Origin of the sequence: Streptomyces fragilis, from assembly GCF_003112515.1 — a bacterium.
GTDB lineage: Bacteria > Actinomycetota > Actinomycetes > Streptomycetales > Streptomycetaceae > Streptomyces > Streptomyces fragilis.
The window spans coordinates 62,727-84,900 of record NZ_BEVZ01000006.1; the positions used below are offsets into that span (position 1 = coordinate 62,727).

Annotated in this window: 13 protein-coding genes; 3 read left to right on the forward strand and 10 right to left on the reverse strand. The window is 73.0% G+C overall.

All coding sequences use genetic code 11. The features are described from left to right. Positions 1 to 20 precede the first annotated feature (20 nt). The 5 genes from Sfr03f_RS21100 to Sfr03f_RS21120 all read right to left on the reverse strand — a co-directional run bounded on the left by Sfr03f_RS21100 (position 21) and on the right by Sfr03f_RS21120 (position 8,084). Positions 21 to 2,255 (reverse strand): glycosyl hydrolase family 95 catalytic domain-containing protein, encoded by a 2,235-nt coding sequence (locus Sfr03f_RS21100; RefSeq protein WP_108955562.1) that lies wholly within the window; start codon positions 2,253 to 2,255, stop codon positions 21 to 23. Further along, a complete protein-coding gene (locus Sfr03f_RS21105; protein ID WP_108955563.1) occupies positions 2,252 to 4,240 on the reverse strand; it encodes a beta-galactosidase in 1,989 nt (662 codons plus the stop codon). Before Sfr03f_RS21105 ends, Sfr03f_RS21100 begins: the two co-directional genes overlap by 4 nt. Positions 4,241 to 4,345: 105 nt before the next feature. After that, the gene (locus tag Sfr03f_RS21110; protein ID WP_108955564.1) at positions 4,346 to 5,317 is read right to left on the reverse strand and encodes a carbohydrate ABC transporter permease; all 972 of its coding nucleotides are present in this window, start codon (positions 5,315 to 5,317) and stop codon (positions 4,346 to 4,348) included. Beyond that, positions 5,314 to 6,285: an ABC transporter permease gene (locus tag Sfr03f_RS21115; RefSeq protein ID WP_435841923.1), complete on the reverse strand. Its 972-nt coding sequence runs from the start codon at positions 6,283 to 6,285 to the stop codon at positions 5,314 to 5,316. Before Sfr03f_RS21115 ends, Sfr03f_RS21110 begins: the two co-directional genes overlap by 4 nt. Before the next feature lie 110 nt (positions 6,286 to 6,395). Next, positions 6,396 to 8,084 carry an extracellular solute-binding protein gene (locus Sfr03f_RS21120; protein WP_108955566.1) on the reverse strand — a complete coding sequence of 563 codons (1,689 nt, stop codon included), beginning with the start codon at positions 8,082 to 8,084 and terminating at the stop codon, positions 6,396 to 6,398. Between the two features lie 361 nt (positions 8,085 to 8,445). On the opposite strand from Sfr03f_RS21120, the gene Sfr03f_RS21125 reads away from it, so the two are divergent. Next, positions 8,446 to 11,292 carry a glycoside hydrolase family 3 C-terminal domain-containing protein gene (locus Sfr03f_RS21125; RefSeq protein ID WP_170145129.1) on the forward strand — a complete coding sequence of 949 codons (2,847 nt, stop codon included), beginning with the start codon at positions 8,446 to 8,448 and terminating at the stop codon, positions 11,290 to 11,292. 132 nt (positions 11,293 to 11,424) lie between these two features. Here the strand turns inward: Sfr03f_RS21125 and Sfr03f_RS21130 are convergent, their stop codons facing one another. Continuing rightward, on the reverse strand, positions 11,425 to 12,783 hold the full coding sequence (locus Sfr03f_RS21130; protein WP_108955568.1) for an MFS transporter: 1,359 nt from the start codon (positions 12,781 to 12,783) through the stop codon (positions 11,425 to 11,427). A gap of 561 nt (positions 12,784 to 13,344) precedes the next feature. On the opposite strand from Sfr03f_RS21130, the gene Sfr03f_RS21140 reads away from it, so the two are divergent. Next, entirely contained in the window at positions 13,345 to 14,529 is a 1,185-nt protein-coding gene (locus Sfr03f_RS21140) for a hypothetical protein (RefSeq protein WP_159105699.1), read from the forward strand. A gap of 81 nt (positions 14,530 to 14,610) precedes the next feature. Beyond that, positions 14,611 to 16,074 (forward strand): Yip1 family protein, encoded by a 1,464-nt coding sequence (locus Sfr03f_RS21145; RefSeq protein WP_108955570.1) that lies wholly within the window; start codon positions 14,611 to 14,613, stop codon positions 16,072 to 16,074. A gap of 33 nt (positions 16,075 to 16,107) precedes the next feature. On the opposite strand, the gene Sfr03f_RS21150 is transcribed toward Sfr03f_RS21145, so the two are convergent. From Sfr03f_RS21150 to Sfr03f_RS21165, 4 genes are read right to left on the reverse strand one after another with little or no spacing between them, the layout of a single operon-like run. Further along, the gene (locus Sfr03f_RS21150) at positions 16,108 to 17,079 is read right to left on the reverse strand and encodes an acetoacetate decarboxylase family protein (RefSeq protein ID WP_218028169.1); all 972 of its coding nucleotides are present in this window, start codon (positions 17,077 to 17,079) and stop codon (positions 16,108 to 16,110) included. Continuing rightward, positions 17,076 to 18,149 (reverse strand): esterase/lipase family protein, encoded by a 1,074-nt coding sequence (locus tag Sfr03f_RS21155; RefSeq protein WP_108955571.1) that lies wholly within the window; start codon positions 18,147 to 18,149, stop codon positions 17,076 to 17,078. The genes Sfr03f_RS21150 and Sfr03f_RS21155 overlap by 4 nt, the downstream gene beginning before the upstream one ends. Further along, the gene (locus Sfr03f_RS21160; protein WP_108955572.1) at positions 18,146 to 20,014 is read right to left on the reverse strand and encodes a metallophosphoesterase family protein; all 1,869 of its coding nucleotides are present in this window, start codon (positions 20,012 to 20,014) and stop codon (positions 18,146 to 18,148) included. The genes Sfr03f_RS21155 and Sfr03f_RS21160 overlap by 4 nt, the downstream gene beginning before the upstream one ends. Next, positions 20,011 to 21,855 carry a GMC family oxidoreductase gene (locus Sfr03f_RS21165; protein ID WP_218028170.1) on the reverse strand — a complete coding sequence of 615 codons (1,845 nt, stop codon included), beginning with the start codon at positions 21,853 to 21,855 and terminating at the stop codon, positions 20,011 to 20,013. The genes Sfr03f_RS21160 and Sfr03f_RS21165 overlap by 4 nt, the downstream gene beginning before the upstream one ends. Between the last annotated feature and the right edge of the window lie 319 nt (positions 21,856 to 22,174).

Genomic DNA, 22,174 nt, shown 5'->3' on the forward strand with positions numbered 1-22,174 from the left:
CATGGGTGGGGGGAACGGGATCACCGTGTCCTCAGGGTCAGGACGCGGTCCTCGCCGGCGGTCAGGTCGAGGGACCGGACGCCGGCCGAAGTCCTGAGTTCGATGCGGTGGGTGCGGGTGGGGCGCAGGACGGCGGTGGCGCCCTCGGGGGTCCAGGTCAGGTCGAGGCCGGCGCCGAAGCGGGTGCGGACGCCGCGCAGTGAGCCGCGGGGGTGGGCCGGGGGCGGTGCGGGGAGCAGGACGAGGCGGTCGGGGGTGGACTGGACGAGGGCCTCGATCAGCACGGCGGGCAGGGTGTGCGCGGCGTCGGCGTTGTAGACGTCGCGGCGGGGGTAGTGCGAGCTCATCAGCGAGGCGTGGAAGTGGTCGCCGTGCAGCACCTGGGCGAGGGCGTGCCCGACCCGCTCGCCGTCGTGGAGCCGGGCGGCGATCAGGGCGTGGTGGAGGTGGCCGTGGGCGGAGTCGTTCTCGGCGCCGCGCAGGTGGAGGGCGCGGTGTGCGGCGGCGGCGAGTTCGGGGGTGTCGTGGGGGGTGATCTCCTCGAGCGGCCAGACGCCGTAGAGGTGGCTGAGGTGGCGGTGCTCGTAGGCGTCCTCCAGGCCGGGCCAGGCCCATTCGGCGAGCGCTCCGTCGGCATTGATCCGGTGCGGCGGGAGGGCCGCGGCCAGGGCGCGCCAGCGGTCGGCGCTCCCGGGGTGGTAGGCGGCGGCGGTGAGCAGGGCGTGGCGGGCGGCGGAGAGGTCCATGGCGGCGTTGAGGGCACCCCAGCTGCCGCCGGTGGGGCGGTTCTCGGGTGAGTAGGAGGGGACGACGGCGAGGCGGCCCTCGCTGTCCGTGCGGGTGAGGAAGTCCTCGTAGAAGGTGGCGACCTCGGCGAGGGCGGCGGCGGTGCGCGCATCGCGTAGGCCGTGTGCCTCGTCGTGGTCGACGAGCGGTTTGAGCAGCCAGTCGGCGCCTGCCGTCCACAGGTGGAGCGGGTACTCGCGGTCGAAGTGGTAGGCGTGGCCGCGGGATCCGTCGGTGTGGGCGGGGGCGACCACGCCGCGGGTGCCGAAGACGGCCCGGGCGTTGTCACGCCAGTCGGGGAGCTGGCGGTGGACCAGTGAGGCCAGCGCCTCGGTGACCTCGGGGAGGGCGGCGGCGGTGGCGGAGGCGGTCTGCAGGTTGAGGTTGGCGTCGGTGGTGAACGCACCGGACCAGGCGGTGTCCCAGTCCCCGGTCCACAGGCCGGTGAGGCGGGGCGGGTTGAGGCCGCTGGAGGAGAGCAGGTGGTAGCGGCCGGCGGCGAACAGCCGTTCGGTGAGGGCGGGGCTGTCCGGGCGGGTGAGCAGGGCGGAGCCCGGCAGGGCGCGTTCGGCGGGGTCGGCGGCGAGGTCGAGGGTGACGCGGTCGTAGGCGGTGCGGTGGTGGGGCAGATGGCGGGCGAGGAGTGCGTCCCAGGAGCCGTCGGCGAGGTGGAGCAGGTGGCGCAGGGCGCGGCCTTCGGCGAGGGGGTCGCTGTCGCCGGTGTGCCGCCGGATCCGGGTGAGCAGCAGGACGGACCGGGCGTCCTCGACGCGCGCTCCGCGGGGGCCGCGGGTGATGCCGCCGTCGATGGCGGTGGCGGCGGCGGTGGCGGTGGCGGTGACCAGGGTGACGCCGGTGTAGCCGCGTGCGCTGCCCGGGTAGCGCACGCGCAGGACGAGCAGGGCGCCGTCCGGGGTGAGGACGGTGTCGTGGCGGACGTCGAGTGCCTCGGGGGCGCCGGGGAGGCGGTGGTCGAGGGTGACGTCGAGGCCGGCGGCGGGGGCGGTGACGTGCTGGACGAGGACGTCGTCGGCGCGGGAGACGAACAGCCGCGCGGTGCGGCCGGCGCTGCGGGTCGCGGCCACGCCGGTGCGGAAGTCGAGGGTGCGTCGCAGGTCGCCGAGGTCGCCGGGCGGCAGGCGCAGGCGTATCCGGAAGGCCGGGTGGAAGGGGCGGACCCAGCGCAGCGGGCGGCCGTCGGTGAGGTCCTCGGCGGCGGTGAGGTCTCCGGCGAGCAGGCGGTCCTGGATCTCGCGGAGGCGGTGGGCGAGGCGGGGAGGGCGCCGGTCGTGGTCGTCCTGGCCGTCGGGGTCGGGGCGTACCAGGGCGTGATGGGTGACGATCACCTGTTCGTCGTGGGGGTGTCCGAAGGCCATGGCGCCGTGCCGGCCGTTTCCGGCGAGGTAGGCGTCCTCCCAGCGGGCGGCCGGGACCGGCTCCCAGGTGCCGTGGACGGGGGTCGCGCTCACGGCCGCAGGACCGCCGCGCCGCGGTGGTCGAGGGTGACCCGGTCGGTGTGGGTGGTGCCCGTCAGGAGGTCGTGGTGGGTGCCGGGAACGTCGACGGTGACCGGTCCGGGGCCGTGGTTGAGGAGGAAGAGCAGGGTGCCGCGGCGGACCGCCTCGACGTGGTCGGGCAGGCCGTCGAGGGGCGGCCGGACACCGGCGGTGGCCGCCGCCCTGGTCAGCAGGGCCCGCAGCGGTTCGGGTTCGGGGAGGGTGGAGAGGTACCAGGCGCGTCCCTTGCGCAGGACGGCGGGCAGGCCGTCGAGTTCGCCTCCCTGGTAGGGCGTGATCTCGTCGGCGGTGCCGTCGGCCTCCAGTTCCTCGGACCACAGGGTGCCGCGGAAGCCGGCGCACCGGACGCTCTCGCCCTCCTCCAGCGGCCACCATTCGTGGAGGGTGCGGATGCCGAACAGGTCGCGCAGCCGGGCGTCCATGCCGCCGGGGCGGATCCGGTCGTCCTGGTCGGCGAGTCCGGTCAGGAAGCCGCAGACCAGGGTGCCGCCCCGGGCGACGTGCGCGAGGAGGTTGTCGACGGCGGCGTCGGTGAGCAGGTGGAGCTGGGGGACGACGATCATCCGGTAGGCGGTCAGGTCGTGTTCGGGGTGGGCGAAGTCGGTGGTGAGGTGGGCCTGCCACAGTGCGCGGTGCCAGGCGCCGAGGATCCGCGGGTAGTCGGTGAGGCGGGAGGGGCGGGCTTCCTGGTCGCCGGCCCACCAGGAGTGCCAGTCGTGCAGGACGGCGATGCCGGCGCCGACCCGGCCGCCGTGGGCGTGCGGGGCGATGCGGGCCAGGTCGGCGCCGAGCTGCCTGATCTCCTGGTGGGCGCGGCCGCGCTCTCCCGCGTGGCCGAGCATGCCGGAGTGGAACTTCTCCGCCCCCTGCCGCGACTGGCGCCACTGGAAGTAGCAGACGGCGTCGGCGCCGCGGGCCACCGCCTGCAGGCTCCACAGGCGGTTGAGGCCGCGGGGCTTGGGCTGGTTGACGACGCGCCAGTTGACCGCGCCGGCCGCCTGTTCCATGAGCATCCACGGGCCGCGGGCCTGGGAGCGCGTCATGTCCTGCACGAGGGCGCCGCTCTGCGCGCCGAGCGGGTCGCGCGGGTCGGGGTAGAGGTCGACGGAGACGACGTCCTCCTCCTCGGCCCAGCGCCAGGCGTCCTGGCCCTCCCACAGCGGCATGAAGTTGGTGGTGACCGGCAGGTGGGGGGTGTGGCGGCGGACGATGTCGCGTTCGGCGGTGAAGCACTCGAGGAGCATGTCGGAGGTGAAGCGCCTGAAGTCGAGCACCTGGGTGGGGTTCTTCAGGTAGTGCGCGCGGCGGGGCGGCAGCACCTGCGCCCAGTCCCCGTAGTGCTGGCTCCAGAAGGCGGTTCCCCATGCCTCGTTGAGGGCGGCGAGCGAGCCGTAGCGGTGGCGCAGCCAGTCACGGAAGCGTGCGGCGGCCTCGTCGCCCCAGTCGTAGGTGCAGTACTCGTTGTTGATGTGCCACATGGTGAGGGCGGGGTGGCGGGCGTAGCGGGCCGCCAGGTCCTCGGTGATGGCGGCGGCGTGGTGCCGGTAGGCGGCGCTGGAGTGGGAGAAGTGCTGGCGGCCGCCCCACCGCTCGACGTGCCCGTCCTCGTCGCGTGGCAGGGTCTCGGGGTGGAGGTGGCCCAGCCAGGGCGGCGGGGAGGCGGTCGGGGTGGCGAGGACGACGCCGACGCCGCTCGCGTGCAGGAGGTCCATGAGCCGGTCGAGCCAGTCGAAGTCCCGTCTGCCGGGCTCCGGTTCGAGACGGGACCAGGAGAAGACGCCGACGGTGACGGAGTTGACGCCGGCCGCCCGCATCAGGCGGACGTCCTCGTGCCAGGTCTCCTCCGGCCACTGCTCCGGGTTGTAGTCGCCGCCGAAGAGGATGCGGCCGCGGGTGACGTCGGCGAGGGTGGGACGGTGCGTGGGGGTCGCGTCCATTGCGGTGACCTTGTTCGCGGGGTTGGCGGGCGGGGTGGTGGGCGGGCGCCGACGGCGGGTGCGCCCGGGGGTGGGTGTGGGAGCAGGTGTGGGTGTGGGTGTGGCTCAGCCCTTGACGGCGCCCGTGAGCATGCCCTCCTTGAAGTGCTTCTGGACGAAGGGCGACAGCACGGCCACGGGCAGCAGCGCCATCACCATCACGGCCATCTGGATGGCCAGCGGTGAGAGTTCGCCGGTGTTGATCTGGGCGGCCAGGCCCACCGGCCGCTGCTGGCGCTGGACGAGCTGGATCATGACGTTCTGCAGCGGCATCATGTCCTGGTCCGTCAGGTAGATGGAGGCGTTGAACCAGGCGCTCCAGTAGCCCACCGCGTAGAAGAGGGCGATGACCGCGATCACGGCCCGGGAGAGCGGCACGACGATGCGGAACAGGATGCGCCACTCCCCCGCTCCGTCGATGCGGGCGCTGTCGATCAGTTCCTGGGAGATGTTCATGAAGAACGCCCGCAGGACCAGGATGTTGAAGACGCTGACCGCGCTGGGCAGGATGAGCGCCAGGTAGGTGTCGGTGAGTCCGAGGGCCTGCACCAGCAGGTAGGTGGGGATGAGGCCCGCGCCGAAGAACATGGTGGCGAGCAGCGTCATCAGGATCCAGCGGTGGCCGAGGGAGCCGCTGCGGGAGAGGCCGTAGGCGCAGAGCACCGAGACCGTCATGCTGAAGAGGGTGCCGACCAGGGTGACGCCGACGCTGACCAGGGTGGCGCGCTGCACCTGCCCTCCGCCGAGCAGTTCCTGGTAGGCGACGAAGGTGATGCTCTTCGGGATCACGACCAGGCCGCCGGCCTCGTCGATGGTCTGCTTCGTCTGGAGGCTGGTGACGACGACGATCCACAGCGGGAAGAGGATCGACAGGCAGGCCAGACCGAGGGCGAAGCCCTTGCCCGCCTGTCCGGCCCTGGAGGGCTCCTCCTCCCACGCGGGGCGGAGCGGGGCGGCCCGGCGGCCGGGCCGCGGGCCGTGCGTCGGGGTGCCGTCGGCCGGCGGGCCGCCGGCGGGTGTGCCGAGGACGGTGGTCATTTGTGGTAGACCCCCTGTTCGCCCATGAGGTGGGCGACCTTGTTGGCGCCGAGCACGAGGGCCAGGCCGACCAGGCCCTTGATCAGTCCGGCCGCGGCGGCGTAGCCGAAGTCCTGGTTGCGGATGCCGTTCCACCAGACGTACGTGTCGAGGACCTCCGAGGCCTCGACCCCCACGGCCTGCCGCTGGAGCAGCAGTTGTTCGAAGCCGACGGTGAGGGCGTCGCCCACCCGCAGGACCAGCAGGAGGGCGATCACCGGGCGCAGGGCGGGCAGGGTGACGTGCCACATGCGGCGCAGGCGTCCGGCGCCGTCCATGGCGGCGGCCTCGTACAGTTCGCCGGGGACGGCGGACAGCGCGGCGAGGAAGACGATGATGCCCCAGCCGGCGTCCTTCCAGACGGCCTGCAGGGTCACCAGGTACTTGAAGATCTCCGGGTCGGTCATCAGGTCGAAGCCCTCGTAGCCGTGCTGGCGGAGGGTCTGCGCGATGATGCCCGCGCCGCCGAAGATCTGCAGGAAGACGGTGACGACGAGGACCCAGGAGAAGAAGTGCGGGAGGTACATGATCGCCTGGGCGACGGCCCGTACCCGGGGCCTGACCACGCTGTTGATGAGCAGGGCGAGCAGGACGGGGACGGGGAAGAAGAGCACCAGTTGCAGGAGGAACAGCACGAAGGTGTTCCGCACGGCGTGCCAGAACGCGGAGTCCGCGAAGATCCGCTCGAACTGTTCGAAGCCGATCCAAGGGCTCTCCAGGACGGCGACGAAGCCGTTCTCGCTGAGGTAGGGGTCGTAGTCCTGGAAGGCGACCACGTTGCCGAGGATCGGCACGTAGTTGAAGACCAGGACCAGCAGCAGCGCGGGCAGGGTCATCAGGACCAGGGTGCGGTCGCGCCGCCATCGGGTGCGCAGGGTCCTCCCGCTCCTGCGCCCCGGCGTCGTCGCCGGGGCCCGCTTCGTGGCCAGGCCCGGCTCCGGGCCCGTCTCCGCGGGGGCGGCCCCCGAGTCGGGCCTGTCGGCAGGGCTCCGTGGCACCGTGCTGTGCGACACCGCCTACTCCTCGCGTCCGCTCGGGCTCACTTGGCGGTGCCGTTGTCGTCGAGCAGCTTGCGGTACCAGTCCCGCAGGCCGTCGCCGCCCCGGGCGCGCCAGTCGGACACGGCCTGCTGCACGTCGCTGATCTTCTTGCGGCCGCGCACCACGTCGTCCTCGAGCTGCTCGAAGTCGTCGGCGAGGTTGGACCAGCGGTTGGGTTCGGTGACGGTCAGCCCGAAGAAGGAGGACTTCTTGGTGAAGGCGCCCATGCGCTGCTGCCACTCGACCATGCCGCGGGTGACGTCGGGCAGGTCGGGATAGGCGATGTAGGGGGCGGGGTTGCCGGTGTAGTCGTAGGCGCCGTTGACCTCGTTGATGCCCTGCGTGGTCTTGACCGGCAGACCGTCCTCGATCGTGTAGTCGGTCCCCTCAACGCCGTAGGCGGTGAGCATGAACTCCTTCGTGCCGTAGGGCGCGGCACAGAAGTTGCACAGCGCGAGGAAGTCCTTGACCTGCTGCTCGGTCGCCTTGCGGGAGATGAAGGTGAAGATGTTGGCGGGCTGGACCGCCCAGAGGGTCGGGTCGCCGCCGTCGGCGCCGAAGATGTCGAACGCGGCCATCTCGAAGTCGTCGCGCTGGGTGCGCTGTTCGGCGGTCTTGCCCCACCAGTCGGAGATGTTCTGGTTGTAGACCAGCACTTCACCGGCGGTGAAGCGGTTGCCGGCCTCGCCGCCGGCCTTGCCCTGCACGGCGTCGGGGTGCACCACCTTGGCCGCGTACAGCTTGCGCGTCCACTCCAGGGCTTCGAGGTAGGCGTCCGTCTCGACGCGGTTGACGAGTTTGCCGTCCTCCAGGTTCCACCACAGGGCCTTGTCGCTGCCGGACAGGACGCCGAAGACGTTGAAGGCCGTCCACTTCATGTCGTCACAGGCCCAGCGCTTGGACCTGGCGTCGGTGGCCTCCTTGGCCCAGGACAGGAACTCGTCCGGGCTGGTGGGCGGTGTCCAGCCCTCTTCGTCCAGCAGGTCCTTGCGGTACAGGGGGGCGATGTCGGTGATGGAGGGGGCGGGCATGGGCACGGCCCGCAGCTGTCCGCCGAAGATGCCCCGCTGCCAGGCCTCGGTGGGCACGGCGGCGAGGTTGGGGTAGTCCTTGACCTTGTCCCCGGACAGGTAGGGGCCGAGGTCGGCGAACTTGGCGTTGATGGCGCTGGGTATGCGGCCCATCAGGTTCCAGCCGGGCACGACCACGACGTCGGGGACGGTGTCGGAGGCGAGGACCGCGCCGAGCTTCTGGTCGTAGGTGACGCCGTCCTGGTTCTGCCAGGTCACCTGTACGCCGACGGCCTCGTTCATCGCCTTGTAGTACGGGTTGTCGCCCTTGGGCGGGGTCCCCCAGAAGGGAGACATGACCTGCAGGGCGCCCCCGCTGCCCAGCTTGGCCGGGACCGAGGTCTTCAGTTCGGCCGCCGGGATCGCCCGGGTGAAGCCGGACGCCGATCCGTTCTTCGCCGGCAGGTCGGGCGTGACGACGCTCGACGCCACGAAGGCCGGGAGGAGTTTGCGTGCCTCCTTGCCGGAGGTGGCGCCCTCCTTGCGGTCCTCCTGTTCACCCCCGCAGGCGGCGAGCAGCGGCATCCCGCCGGCCACCGCGGCGGTGACGACCGCGGTGGAGGCGAGGAAGCTCCTCCGGCTGGGGCCGGCGGAGGTGGGGGCGGCGTTCGGCGTCATTGCGTCAACCCTTCGTGGCGCACCAGGACACTCGGCGGTGGCCGGTCGGCTGCGGTGTCTTCGGCGGAGCTGGCTGAACTGGCTGAGCTGGAACGGTCGTCGACGACGGGGACGCCGGGCGCGGTCCCTGTCGAAGCGCTTCGATGTGCAGCGAGGTTAGGTGAACACCATGGGGCGCACAAGACTCGTTTCGAAACTTCCTGGGGGCGGGAACCGGCCGTCCTGCGGGCGCGTGGTGCGGGGCTTGTCCGCGTGGCAGGGGATCGGGAGCGCCGGCCGCCTTGACACTCCAGGGGGCCGCGGTCGAGCATCGAAGCGCTTCGAAAGCAGCCCGCCCTTTCCAGCGCCAGGGGGATCACCCGTGACCGCAGCGCCGCCGTCCTCGCCTCCGTTCCGTGATCCTCGGCTGCCGTTCGCCCGACGCGCGCAGGACCTGTGCTCTCGCCTCACCGTGGAGGAGAAGGCGGCATTCCTGCACCAGTTCGTCCCGGCCGTCGAGCGCCTGGGGGTCGCCGCCTTCCGGACCGGTCAGGAGGCGCTCCACGGCGTCGCGTGGATGGGCCCGGCCACCGTGTTCCCCCAGGCCGTGGGTCTGGGGGCGACCTGGAACCCGGATCTGGTGCGCCGGGTGGGCGAGGCGGTGTCCCGGGAGCTCAGGGCGATGCGCGCCCGTGACGAGCGGGTGGGGCTCAACGTGTGGGCGCCGGTGGTCAATCCGCTGCGGCACCCGCTGTGGGGCCGCAACGAGGAGGGGTACTCCGAGGACGCCCGCCTCACCTCGGTCCTCGCCGCCGCGTACACCCGTGGTCTGCGGGGCGACCACCCGGTGTACTGGCGTTCGGCGCCGGTGCTCAAGCACTGGCTGGCGCACAACAACGAGACGGACCGCGACACCGCCTCCAGTTCCGTCCGCCCGCGGGTGCTGCACGAGTTCGACCTGCGCGCCTTCCGCGGGGCGGTGGAGGCGGGCGCGGTCGCCGGGGTGATGCCCGCGTACAACCTGGTCAACGGCCGCCCGAACCACGTCTCGCCGTACCTGCGGGACCCTTTGCGCACCTGGACCGACCAGGAGCTGCTGGTCTGCTCGGACGCGGGGGCGCCGTCGAACCTGGTCGACTCCGAGCACTACTTCGACACCCACGAGCAGGCGCTGGCGGCCTCCCTGCGGGCCGGCGTGGACAGTTTCACCGATCACGGCGAGGACAGCGCGACCACGGTGGGCCGCGTCCTGAAGGCCCTGGGCGAAGGGCTGCTGACGGAGGCCGACCTGGACCGCGCCGTGACCCGGCAGCTGTCGGTGCGGCTGCGGCTGGGCGAGTTCGATCCGGACGGGGGTCCGCACGCGCGGGACCTCGCCTTCGACACGCCGGAACACCGGGCGCTCGCCCAGGAGGCCGCCGAGCAGTCCGTCGTGCTGCTGAGGAACGAGGGCGTGCTGCCGCTCGCGCCCGGTGCCCGGGTGGCCGTGGTCGGGCTGCTCGCCGACGAGTGCAAGGTCGACTGGTACAGCGGGGCCCTGATCCGCAGCCGCACACCGCTCGCGGGACTGCGGGAGCGGTTCGGCGCGGAGCGGGTGGAGTTCGCCGAGGGGGCGGACCGCCTGGTGCTGCGGACCTCGGCGGGCGACTTCCTGCGGGTGCCGGGAGCGGCCGGCGCCTCCGGTCCGGCCCGTGACGCCGAGGGCGCCCTGGACCCGGCGCTGCTGACGGGCCGTACCGACCTGCCGCCGGTGACGACCGGGGGGACGGGCACCGAGTTCGCCGTCGTCGACTGGGGCGAGGGGGTGCTGACGCTGCGGGCGCCCGACGGCCGTCTCCTGTCGGTCGCGGAGGACGGTTACGTCCGTGCGTCGGCCGACCGGCCGGGAGGGTGGGTGGTCCAGGAGACCTTCCGCCTGGAGCCGCGCGGGGACGGCCATCTGCTGCGGCACCTGGGCACCGGCCGGTGCGTGACGGTCGGCGCCGACGGCGTGCGGGTCGCCGAGGCGGCGGACGGGGCCGGGGAGGTCTTCCGCACGGTGTGGACCGCGCGGGGCGAGGAGGAGGCGGCCCGGGCCGCGGCCGGCGCGGACGTGGTCGTGGTGGTCGCCGGGAACGATCCGCACATCAACGGCCGTGAGACGCAGGACCGCCGGACCCTGCGGCTGCCGGGGCACCAGGAGCGGCTGCTGCGCGCCGCGCTCGCCGCGAACCCGCGGACGGTGCTGGCGCTGGTGTCCTCCTACCCGTACGCGGTCGACGTCGACCGCGTCCCCGCCGTGCTGTGGAGCGCGCACGGCGGGCAGGCCGCGGGGACCGCCCTGGCCCGCGTGCTCGCCGGTGACGTCTCCCCCTCGGGGCGGCTTCCGCAGACCTGGTACGCCGACGACGCCGACCTGCCCCCGCTGCTCGACTACGACCTGATCGCCTCCCGGCAGACGTACCTGTACTTCGAGGGCGAGCCGTTGTTCCCCTTCGGGCACGGCCTGTCGTACGCCGAGTTCGCCTACCAGGACCTCTCGGCGCGGGTCGAGGGGGACGCGGTGCGGGTCTCCTTCTCGCTCACCAACGCGGGCGGCGTCGCCGCCGCCGAGGTGGCGCAGCTGTACGTCCGGGCGGTGTCGCCCTCGGTTCCGCGTCCGCGGCGTGAACTGCTCGCCCATCGGCGCGAGGTGCTGGAGCCGGGGCGGACGGCGGTGGTCTCCTTCGACGTGCCGTTGCCGGAGCTCGCCTTCTGGGACGTCGCCCTGGACCGGCCGCGTCTCGAGGGGGGCGCCTACGAGTTCCTGGTCGGCGCGTCCGCCGAGGACGTCCGGCTGCGGGCGACGGTGACGGTGGACGGCGAACCCGCGGCGCCCCGTGCCGTGGTGGAACGCGGCATCGACGCGGCCTCGTTCGACGAGCAGAGCGGCGTCGAGATCGTCGACCGGACCAAGGTCGAGGGCGACGCGGTCACTCCGCTGGACCGGGACCATGGCGAACTGCTCTACCGCGACTGCGACTTCGGGTCCGGGGTGGCCGGGGTCGTGGTGGAGGTGTCGGGGACGGGGAGCGTGGAGCTGTCCCTCGGCGACGGCTCCCGGGTGGCCCGGCTCGCCCCGGAGGGTCCCACGGCGGGTCCGTACGACTACGCCGTCCTGAGCGCTCCCCTGGCCGCGCACGGCGTGCACGACCTGCGGGTCCGGCTGCGCGGGCCGTTGCGGCTGGCGCGGATGGGCTTCACCGGCTGAGCCACCGGGTCCGTGCGGGTCGGCGTTCCGCACGGGGCGGTGTCCTCGGACGGTGGCGTCGGCCCGCCAGGGGCGGCGCGCGGTGGTGATCTGCCGCGCGGGGCGGCGGCACGCCGTCCGCCCCGCGCGCGGTCACCGCCCCACACGGTCCCGCCTGCGCCGTCCCCGCCTCGGCGCGGGCACGGTGTAGTGGGTCTTGGCCCACCGCGGGCCGATGTCGTCGACCCGGCTCTCCATGCCCGGGAGTCTGCCCCTGCGGTGGAGCCGGAGCGCCCCGGCGGCGGAGAGAAGTCCGACGGCCGCGCAGCACAGCCAGGGCAGCCACTGCTGTCCGGTGCGCTCCCCGACGTCCATCGCCCAGCCGACCGCGCTGGTGCAGCCGGAGGCGGCGACCCCCGAGATGACGTAGAAGAACCCGAAGTAGGTGCCGATCAGACCGTCGCTCGCGTGCCGCGAGACCAGCTCCAGGGTGGACGGCTGGGTGGCCATCTGTCCGAGGGCGAGCAGGAAGGCTCCGGCCGCCAGTGGGAGCAGGAACAGCACGACTCCGGTTCCACCGGTGGTGGGGTCGGGCTCGTGGAGCGCGATCAGGAGCGGGGGGATGAAGGCCAGGCCCATGACGGCCAGGCCCGGTGCGATCCATGCGGCCGGGCCGCCCCTGGCCCGCACCAGCCGCGTCACGCGCAGCTGGAGGGCGAGGCTGGCCAGCGCCCCGACCATCGGTATCACCGCCGCGGCCGCGGGCGCCCCGGACACGTGCTGCGCCGCGTTCACGAACAGCAGGTAGACCTGGTTCTCCAGCGCCGTGAGGGCCGTCATGGTGAGGGAGAAGGTCAGGAAGTGCCGGTCGCGCAGGACGTGGAGGCAGCCGCGGAGGATCGAGCAGCCGCGGCTGCGCCGCTCGGACCGGCCGACGCCGGCGTGGGCGGGCAGCATGAAGAGCTGCAGTGCCGTCATCGCGGCGAGCACGACCGCGGCGGTGACCGCCGTCGCCCGGAAGTCGATCACGCACAGCGCGCTGCCCAGCGCCAGCCCGATCAGCCCGCCGGTGGCGGTGAAGACGTTGAGCATGGCGAAGACCTCGGCCCGGCGGTCGGGCGGGGCTGCCTGCGCTGCGCAGGTCCTCATGGCCGGGTACAGCAGTGCCCCGGCGACGCCGGTGAGGACGGAGGCGGCGAACACCGCGCGGACGTCGTCCACGACGGCGAACAGCGCGAAGCCGCCCAGACGCAGGAGACAGCCGATCGGGATGACGCGGTGGCCGCCGATCCGGTCGGAGGCGGTGCCCCCCAGCACGACCAGACCCTGATGGCTCAGCTGGATGGTGCCCAGGACCGCTCCCACGGTCGCCGCGGACATGCCGAGGCTGCTGCCGAGGTGACCGGCGAGGAAGGGGAACAGCAGGAAGGTCCCGATGTCGATGCCGAGTTGGTTCACCATCAGGAACCGGACGGTCGGCGGGAAGCTGCGGACCGTGCGGAAAGTGTCCATGGGGCGTCCTCGCGCACGGCCCGTCGGACTGGCCCGGTGCGCAGGGAGGTCCGTGCATATGCCATTCACCATAGGGAATGGCATGTGTCGCTCGACTCGGATTGCGCAGACTTCTACCCCTTTGAGCGACGCGGTTCATATGGCCGCACGATCAGGTGGTCCGACGCTCGTGCGCGGGCTCACAGAAATCACCCCGAGTGGTGACAATGTGCGCCCCCACCTCGGCGAATACCCGAACGACACGGTAACCGCCGCGCCTTCCGGCAGGTGGGAGGCTGGGCGGCGGGTGCGGCGGGAGGGCGCACGAGAGGCACCTCGGGGCATCACGTCACGGTGTGCCACGAGCGGGCGGGTCTGCGGGTGCGAACGTCAGGAGATCTCCTCTGACGGCGAGGCAGAGGCCCTCCCGGGACCGAGTTGCACGGGGCCGCACCGCGGAGCAGAGTGTTTCTGGGGCACGTGCGCGCGCCGTCGAGCTGCGGCTCCGGTGCCGCCGCCGTGCGGGGGAGGAACAGGCCGATGGCCGGCCCACCGGATCTTCTCGAAGCGTTGGGAGTCACCATGCCCGGAGCCACCCGGAGGACCCGAGGAAGGATCCCCCGTCTTGTCGGCGCGTCCTGCCTCGCGGCCTCACTGGCCCTCCCGGCGGGCGTCACCACCGCGGCCGCCGCTCCCCCGGATCCCGGACGGGCGGCCGTCGGCGTGTCCCAGCCCACCCCTCCCCCGCCCCCGCCCCCTCCCCCGCCGCCCCCGACGCAGGATCAGCAGACTCCGGAGCCGCCGCAGACGCCACAGGATCCGGGAACGCCACCGCCGGAGACCGACGCCCCCGAGACCGGTCCCGCGACGGATCCCGGGACGGACGCCGCCACCGAATCGCCGGGGAACCTCACGGCGGAGGAGCGGAAGAAGACCGACCAGGCGCTGGACCGGATCGACGACCTGAAGGTGCCCGCAGAAGTCAAGGCCGAGCTGAAGCAGGCCGTGGCCAAGATCGCCGGGGCCCTCGGAGATCCGGACACCAGCCCCGCCGACGCGAAGGTCTACCGCCAGATCCTCACCGACATCAACGCGGCCCTCGTCCCCATCGCGGACTCCGGGACGCCCCGGGCGAAGCGCAGCGCCCTGACCGAAGGACTCCGGTCCCTGGACGGGCTGCTGACGGCGGCGACGGACGAGGAGGCGCCGTCGGCGGAGAGCGACGCCTCCAGGCAGCTGGCGGGCAGTCTCGCCCGCTGTACGGCGCTCATCGGCGCCGGGGACGCCTCCTCGGGCAGGGGGCAGGGCGCCGACACGTCCATGCAGCACTACCGCAACGTGGTGGGCGGGGCGACCGACCAGCCGAAGATCGAGGCGTCCCAGGACAGGACCGCGGTGGCGCGCGAGGTGAACGCGCAGGCGCGGGCCCTGGCGACGTCCCAGAATCCGCAGGCCACCGACGGGGACCGGGAGGAGGCCGACAAGGAGCTGGACCGGTCGGAGAGGGTGGCCGAGAACGCCGGGTACCGGCAGGTCCTCGATCAGGTGCGGAAGTACGACGCCTCCGACATGTGCGTTTCCGCCATCGAGGAGCGCACGCGCCAGGCCGGATGGTCGACGGGCTCGTTGTGGGGCCTCTCGGAGGACGCCTGCAAGGAGCCGCGGAGCGCCGGCGTCGACGACACCTCGAGCAAGTGGAACCGACTGTTCGTCTGCGTGGACGACAGGAACTTCTCGTCCTGCCCCGCCTACATCCCGAAGGACTGAGCCGGTCCCCGGACCCGGGTGGCGGACCCCGACGGAGTAGTTCTTCTTGAGGTCCGCCGTCCCGGGTCCCAGTCTTGTCGTATGGGCATCCAGCCATGGGTGATCGTCGAGGCGCCCGACGCCCGCGGCCTCCGCAAGGTCGTGATCAACGGCGAGGTGGTGGGAAGCGCCTGGTCGTTCGACGAGCTGGTGAGGATCCTCGGCCGCCTCGGCCACCCGCCGTCCATGGACATGGACGACCCGGCCACCGTGCTCTGGCGCGGTGGCGACCGCGCGGCCTGGCCCGATCGCCCGTGGCGCAGGCGTGCCACCGCGGCCGTGATGCTCCTGGGCCTCCTCGCCTCCGCCGTGCTGCACATGCTGATCGGCTGGCCGGACGCACTGAAGGCGCTGACCTTCGCGCAGAGGATCGTCGGGGCCATCTTCGTCCTGGCGGGCTTGGTCCAGTGCGTGGCGGCGGCGGCGGTCTTCGACCACTTCGGCCGGCGGCACGCGAGGGCGTCCGGCGCGCTCGTCCTGCTGGGCGCCTTCATCGCCCTCCCCACCAGCGCGACGCTCATCTTCATGTGGCTGGAGGAGCGGGAGTACACGCCGTACCTGCTGGTGTTCGTGCCGCTGTCGCTCTGGTCCGTGTGGGCGTTGTTCCTGCTGGTCCGCGAAAAGGCGTGGAGAGGTGTTCCACAGCCGAAGAAGTTCGCCGCCGGCGTGCTCTTCAGCGGCCTCCTGACGGCGGTCAGCCTCGCCTATTCGACGATGTACCAGCCCACCGCGGAACCGATCCGTTTCGTCCTCAAGGCGACGTTCGGCCGGCCGCAGACGGACACCGACTCCGACTACGTCGCCGTCCCCCTCACGCTGTACGTGAAGAACGACGGGGGCATCCCCGTCTACATCGTCAACGACGACTACACCGTGTGGGGGTCGGCGTTCAGCCGTTCCAAGGAGGGCGAAGGGCTGCGGAACTGGGCGCAGGACACCAAGTTCCGTTACGTCCCGGAGGCCGAGCGCTACGCCCGGGCCAGCGACAGGGAGGTGCTGCGGACGGGGCACTTCTACGGGCCCGGCGCCTGGCTCGACGCCGGCGAGGAGTTCTCGTCGCAGAAGGTGGTCAGGCTCCCGAAGGACGCCCCCTACAGCGAGCTGGAAGCGACCGTGGGGATGAACTACATGCGGAAGGACCGCGGAAGGATCGAGGACCGGTTCGGCTCCCCGGTGTTCTCCTGGGACCGGAACAACAGGCGGTTCTACTGCCCGCCGGAGAAATGCGGGGAGAACGTCGTCTACCACGGCCGGGTGCTGCACAACAACAATCTGGTGAACGTGACGCGCAGGCCGAGGTACATCACGGCGATCTGGAGTCCGCGCCGAGGACCCAGCGTCTTCATCTCGTCGTTCGACTTCACCCGCAGAGGCCTCTACGTCTACGGCGAGAGCATCGACAAGGCGGAGGTGGCGAGGGAGAAGAACCGGTTCGGCACCGCGATGATCTCCGCCAACGCGAAGCTGCTCACGTCCGGCTTCCTGACCCGCCCGGGTGACGGGTGACCCCGTCGGCGGGGCCCCCGTAAGACCCTCCCGTCAGACCTTCCCGTCAGGCCCGTCGGGTGTGTTCGCCGTGTGGAGGTGGGGCGGGGCCGGCCAGTCCCGGGAGAGTCCGAGGCCGACGACGCTGGTGAGCGGCTCGCCCCAGGTGCGGCCCGGCCGGGGGTCGGTGAGGAACCAGCACGCGACGTGGTCGTCCAGGACTCCGCGGCTCGAGGGCAGGTAGCAGGTGAACAGCGGCTGCTCGCCGATGCCGAGGCCGTGGAGGGCGGCGACGCGTGGTGCGTCGCCGACGACCAGGCGGGCCCTGGCCCCGCGGCCCACGGCGACGTCGGCGGCGCCTTCGAAGTAGACGACGGACCTCATCAGCATGCCGCGGAAGGCGCAGTAGTTGACCGCGCCCGTGCGCAGGGGCAGCGCGGTCGCCGGCGGGCGCTCCACCTCGATGCGGGTGCCCGCGCGGCCGTCGACCTCGTAGGTGCTGGAGACGGTGGAGTCGGTGACGGTGAAGTCCAGGTTGGCCTGGTGCTTGGGCATGCCCCAGATGCCCTTCCCGCCCTTGACGGATATCTCGCTGCTGACGGGCAGGTCGAGCACGTACTGCCCGGTGCCGAAGGCCCGCGGCAACAGCCCCGGCAGCAGTGGCGGCGCCGGGCGGGGGCCGTGGGTGCAGGCCAGGGCGATGGAGTACTCGATGTACCGCCCGATGTCGGTGCTGCGGTAGTCGATCACCGTGACGACGAGCAGCCCGTGTCCGCCCGGGAGCGTCAACGGATGCAGCTCGCCCCCCGGCAGCAGCCGCGCCGCCGCGCGGCGGTCGACGGGGAAGGCGGCCATCAGCACCGGTGAGACGTTCGAGTTGACCGGCATCCGGAACGGGATGCCGTCGACCAGGGCGTGCCGGCCGGCGAGGCGGCGCTGACGCCTCGGGTAGGGGGACGGCAGGGCGTGCATCAGGGGCCGGACGAGGGCCGGGAGCCCGGGGCGAAGGGCCTTGGGGGTGCTCATCGGGCCAGCTCCTCGAGGATCAGGGGGAAGGTGTCGCGGGCGGCCCGGCGTCCGAGGAAGACATCGAGGTGCCCGTAGCCCGGCAGGACGTGCAGGCTGTCGCGGCCGGGGCGGTGACGCCGCAGGAAGTCGTGGGTCCGGCGCTGGCTGTCGGCGAGGAAGCAGCGGTTGTCCTGGCCGGCCAGGAGGACGAAGCGGGCGTCGGTGCGGGGCGCCTGCCCGGTGAGTGACGGCGGCAGTCCCGGCACCGCTCCGGTCGTCACCAGGTGCCCGGCCCGCACGCACCGGTCCATCTGGGCGAAGAAGGTCATCGGGACCTCGGCGAACTCGCCGCGGACCCAGTCGTGCGTCGCGTCGTCGAGGTGGGCGTGCGACCACAGGGCGGGCCACCCGCTGCCGTAGGTGAAGCTGACCATCCGGCACACCCGGTTGCGGCACTCGGGGTGGGTGGCCCGTACGCCCTGGACGAGCAGCCAGGGGACGAGGCCCCGGGGCCGGTCGCCCCAGGCCGGGGAGATGTACGGCGTCACCCGGCTGATCACCGGCGCGAGGCGGCCGATCTTGAAGGTGGAGAGTCGGGGGATGACGGGGTGCAGCGAGACCGCGTTGCTGACCACGGTGTCCACCTCGGGCAGCAGTCCCGCGGCGGCGGCCATCGTGAAGGAGGTCGAGCCCTGGCAGTGCACGACGGCCTTGAGCCGGTCCGCGCCCGTCGCGGCCAGCACGTGCGCCACCGCGGCCGGGTGGTCGTAGGCGGCCGCCTGGTCCAGCGTCCACGGCGTCGGGTCGAGGTCGATCGACGCGCGCCAGTTGAGCAGCCACACGTCCCAGCCCTCGTCGATCAGGGCGTCCACCAGGGTACGGGGCGAGGGCGGACGGAAGATCTCCGCCCGTACGCCCGCGCCGTGGACCAGCAGGACCGGGCCGCGCGTCGGCGGGTGACGTCCTCGGACGTGGACGAGGGTGAGCGGCCGTCCGTCCAGCGCGGTCAGCGGTCTCACCTCGGTGACGTGGTGCCGGCGGGTGGTGGGCCGCGCCGGGCGGGCCCGGGACGACGGTGCCGAGGTCATGGTTTCCTTGCCTCCCTCGCGATCACGACCGGCTCCTCGATCAGGCTCACGGACGGCAGCCGTACCGGGACGGGCCGGCCCCCGCCGGCCGGGTCCTTCGTCACCTCCCAGTCGCGGCAGACGCCGTCGAGGAGGAGGGGGTGGACGGTGAGGGTGCCGTCGGGTGCGATCCGTATCCGCAGGAAGCCCTTGTGGTCGTCGACGGACTGGCCCGACATCTGCCATTCGCACACCGTGCCGTGACGTGCCGACAGCAGCCACAGGGCGAACGCCTCGGAGCCCGCGAGGGCGCCGACGACGCCGGCCAGCAGCAGGCAGAGCAGCAGGACCGTCCAGCCGGGCCAGCCGGGCGGGAACGGCAGGCTCGCGGCGGCCACCAGCGTCAGGAGGGCCACCACCGCCTGCAGGACGACGGCGACGGCCGGTCTGGGAGGCCGTCCGGGGGCGGCCGTCCGCGGCCCGCCCGCGGGTCCCGGTCGCCGGCGCGCCGGTCGCACCAGCCAGGGCACGGCCGTGACGGCCGCGACCACCGCGGCGAAGGCGCCCGCGAAGCGCAGGACGTCCGCCCAGCCCGCCGTGCGGACCGCCTCGACGGGTCCGGTGCCCAGGGACGCACCGAGCAGGAGGGCGGCGAGCAGGAAGAGCACGATGTGCAGGCCGCCGGTCAGCAGGCCGAAGCCGGGGTTCCGCCGGGTCAGCCAGAACCGCTTCCACGGTTGCGCGATGCGCCGGGCCAGGCCGCGGGATTCGCCGCGCGACGGGTGCGTCCGCGGCGCCAGGCAGAAGTCGGCCGGGTCGTCCTTCTCCCGCAGGCGGGCCTCCGGCGGCGGCAGGCGCAGCCGCTCGGGCAGCCGGTGGGTGGCCGTCAGGTAGGCGCCGCCCAGTCCGCAGGTCAGCATCTGCCGCCGGCTCGCGTCGGGCGGCGGTTCGCGGGCGTCCGGCGGGTCGGTCGGGAGCAGTTCGGCGTAGCGGGCGTAGTGGTGCCGGTCCCCGGTCAGCCACAGTCTGACCGAGGCGCCGGTCGGGGTGCGCGCGCCGGTCTCCCGGTCGGTGAGGCGGGTGCGGACGATGTTGCGGTCGAACCAGTGCAGGGCCTCGAAGGCGTCGGGGTCCCCCTCGGCGCACTTGACCCAGGCGGGCACGGCGGAGCAGACGATGACGCCGTCGCCCGGTCGCAGCCGGGACGACAGGTGGGTCTCGAAGAAGCGTAGCTGGGGTTCGTCGAAGTAGGACTCGAACTGGCTGTCCAGGCCGGCCAGCCACCAGCCCTGGGGCAGCTGGACGACGAAGTAGCTGCGGGTCTGGCGGGTGCGCCAGCCGCCGATGTCCCGTTGCTGGGCGAAGACCCGCAGGAAGGAGGTGAGACCGTCGTACCAGTCGTGGTTGCCGGGCAGCGCGACCATCAGCGGGCCGGGACCGGTGGGCAGCGCGGCCCGGTAGGGGCCCGTCGTGCGGTTCTCGTAGGCCTCCGCCGAGGCGACCGGGTAGACCTCGTCGCCGCCGAGCACCAGCAGCGAGCCCCGCGGCAGACGACTCGGCCCGCCCTGCGGCCGCTGCACGGCGAGGTGGTCCTGGGCGAGGGTCCAGGCGACGGAACTCGTCGCGTCGAAGCCGTCCCCGAGGTCGGCGGCGTAGTCGAACCAGGTCTCCGTGGCGTCGGGGCTGTCCAGGGGCGCGCGGAGCGGCTTCGCGTCCAGGGCTCCCTGGATCTCCCGCTTGTCCAGGTAGTCGGCGAACGTGACGCCGAGCACGACCTTGCCGACGGTGCGGGCCAGCTCGCCCGGTTCGAGCCAGCGGACCTGTTCCTGCGGGACGAAGGGCAGCGCGAGCTCCTTCGCGCGCCGGTGCAGTTCGCGCGTCCTCATCGCGGCCCCTCCCGTGCCGGCCCGGGCGCGTAGACGTCCCACAGTTCGCCCAGGAACAGCTGCCCGAACCGCTGCAGTGCCCGTACGCGGTGCGGGCCGTCGGTCCGGAAGGTGGTCATCTGCTGCGCGAAGTCGTCCGGCCTGATGGTGAGGACGCCCGCCCCGACGACGGGGGCGCCCTCGTCGTCCTGCCGGGCGACGTGCCCGGCGAGCAGGCGGACGTACAGGGTGGTGGTGTCCTTCCAGACGTCGGCCCCGGGGTCGTCCCGGATCTCCTTGTGACCGGCCAGCGTCACCGGGTTGCCGCCCGGGTCCCTCAGTTCGAGCCGGTAGAGCATGCGCCGGGCGGACGCGTCGTCGCCGCGGGTGAAGAGGTTGAAGGACCCGCGCTCGACCGGCAGGCGGCCGCCCAGGGCGTCGCAGTCGACGTGCCCGGTGGCGACGGCGGGGTGCGCCGGGTCGTCGACGAAGCGCTCGGCGTCCTCGGTGGTGATCGTCAGCCGGAACGCCAGCCGTTGTCCGAGCTGCGTGCCCCGTTCGCGTCCTCGCAGCGGGTCCTGCTCGTCGAGGGCGGCGTAGCCCTTCATCTCCTCGGTGAAGGACAGCGCGGTGGGCCGCTCCGCGGCCCCGGTCCCGTCGGGCTGCGCGGTCCCGTCGCCGTCCCGCGGTTCCGCGGGCGGCGGTGGGCGCCCGTCGGCGCGACGGGGCGCCGCGGTCTCCCGGTCCAGGAGGCGGTCGCAGGCACGGTCGGCGAAGGCGGCGATGGTCAGGGACGGGTTGGCGCCGACCGGGCCGGGCAGCGCCGAGCCGTCCAGGACGTACAGGCCGGGGAAGCCGAAGACCTCGCCGAAGGAGTCGCAGACTCCCTCGCCGGGGTGCCGGCCCATGGGGGCGCCGCCGAGGGGGTGCACGGTGATCACCCGGTGCGACCACCAGAGCGGGTTGTCACGGAACTCGGCGCCCAGTTCGGTGCTCAGGTCGCTCATGACGGACCGCAGTCGCTCGAAATAGCGCAGCGACGTGGCGGTGGTCCAGTCGACGTCCAGGTAGCCGTTGCGCAGGCTCATCCGGCCGTCCGGCACGTCGCGGCCCATGCCGAGCAGCGGCAGGGAGGCGTCGGAGAACTCCGCCGGTCCCAGCAGCGTCGACAGCTGGCGGCCGATGTTGCTCCGCGGGCTGCGGCCGAGCCGGGCCCGCAGCCGGTGGGCGGCGAAGGCGAGCATGCGGCGGGTGGTGCCCGGCATCTGCGCGGCCTCGGCGAGCCAGTCGACGAACGCGGGGTAGCCCGCGTCCTCGACATAGAAGCCGCGCCGGGCCGGCCCGGCCGGCTCGGCGCCGTCGCCGGCGGGGCCGTCGTGCTCGTCGAGCGTGTCGCCGACGCGCACCGCGCTGGTGATCACCGGTCCGGTGCTGCTGCGCAGGCTGCGGGGCGCGCCGTCGGCGTCGGTGGCGTGCAGCAGCAGGCCGAGCAGGTCTCCGTTGCCGCAGAAGCGGGTGCCCAGGGCCCCGCTGACGCCGGGCAGTGCGGCGCGGTTGCGGAGCAGCAGGTAGGTGGTGCCGAAGGTGCCGGCCGCGAGGACCAGGCGTCGGCAGGCGATCCGGTGGACGGGGAGGCGGTCGGTCGGCGTCCGCCGGCCCTCGGCCTCCTCCTCGTGCACGACGTAGCGCACCTCGTAGCCCTCGTCCGGCAGGGGCGCGAAGCCGCGCACCTCGCAGCGGGTGCGCAGGTCGGCGCCGTGGTGCGCGGCGGCCGACAGGTAGGTGTGGTCCAGGGTGTTCTTGGAGCCGTAGTTGCAGCCGACGTCGCACTCGCCGCTCAGGCGGCAGGTGCTTCGGGGCATGCCGTGGAGGTTGCCGTGGTCCGGTTCGTCGATCGGTGGCTCCGGGGACGGGTGGGGCGCCGGGGCGGGGCGCGAAGGAGACGGCGAGCGGGGGCCGCGAGACGGGGAGGCCGGCCTTGTCCGCGGCCTCGTGCAGCGCGACGGTCTTGGGGGTGTCGTGGTACGGGTAGGGGGTGGCGCCGAGCATCCGCTCGACGCGGTCGTAGTGGGGGTCGAGGTCCTGCCGCCCGAGCGGCCAGTTCTCGTAGCCGCCTCCCGGCAGCGGTGACTCGTGGACGAACCACCGCTCGTCCTTGCGCAGGAGGACGTTGGCGTAGAT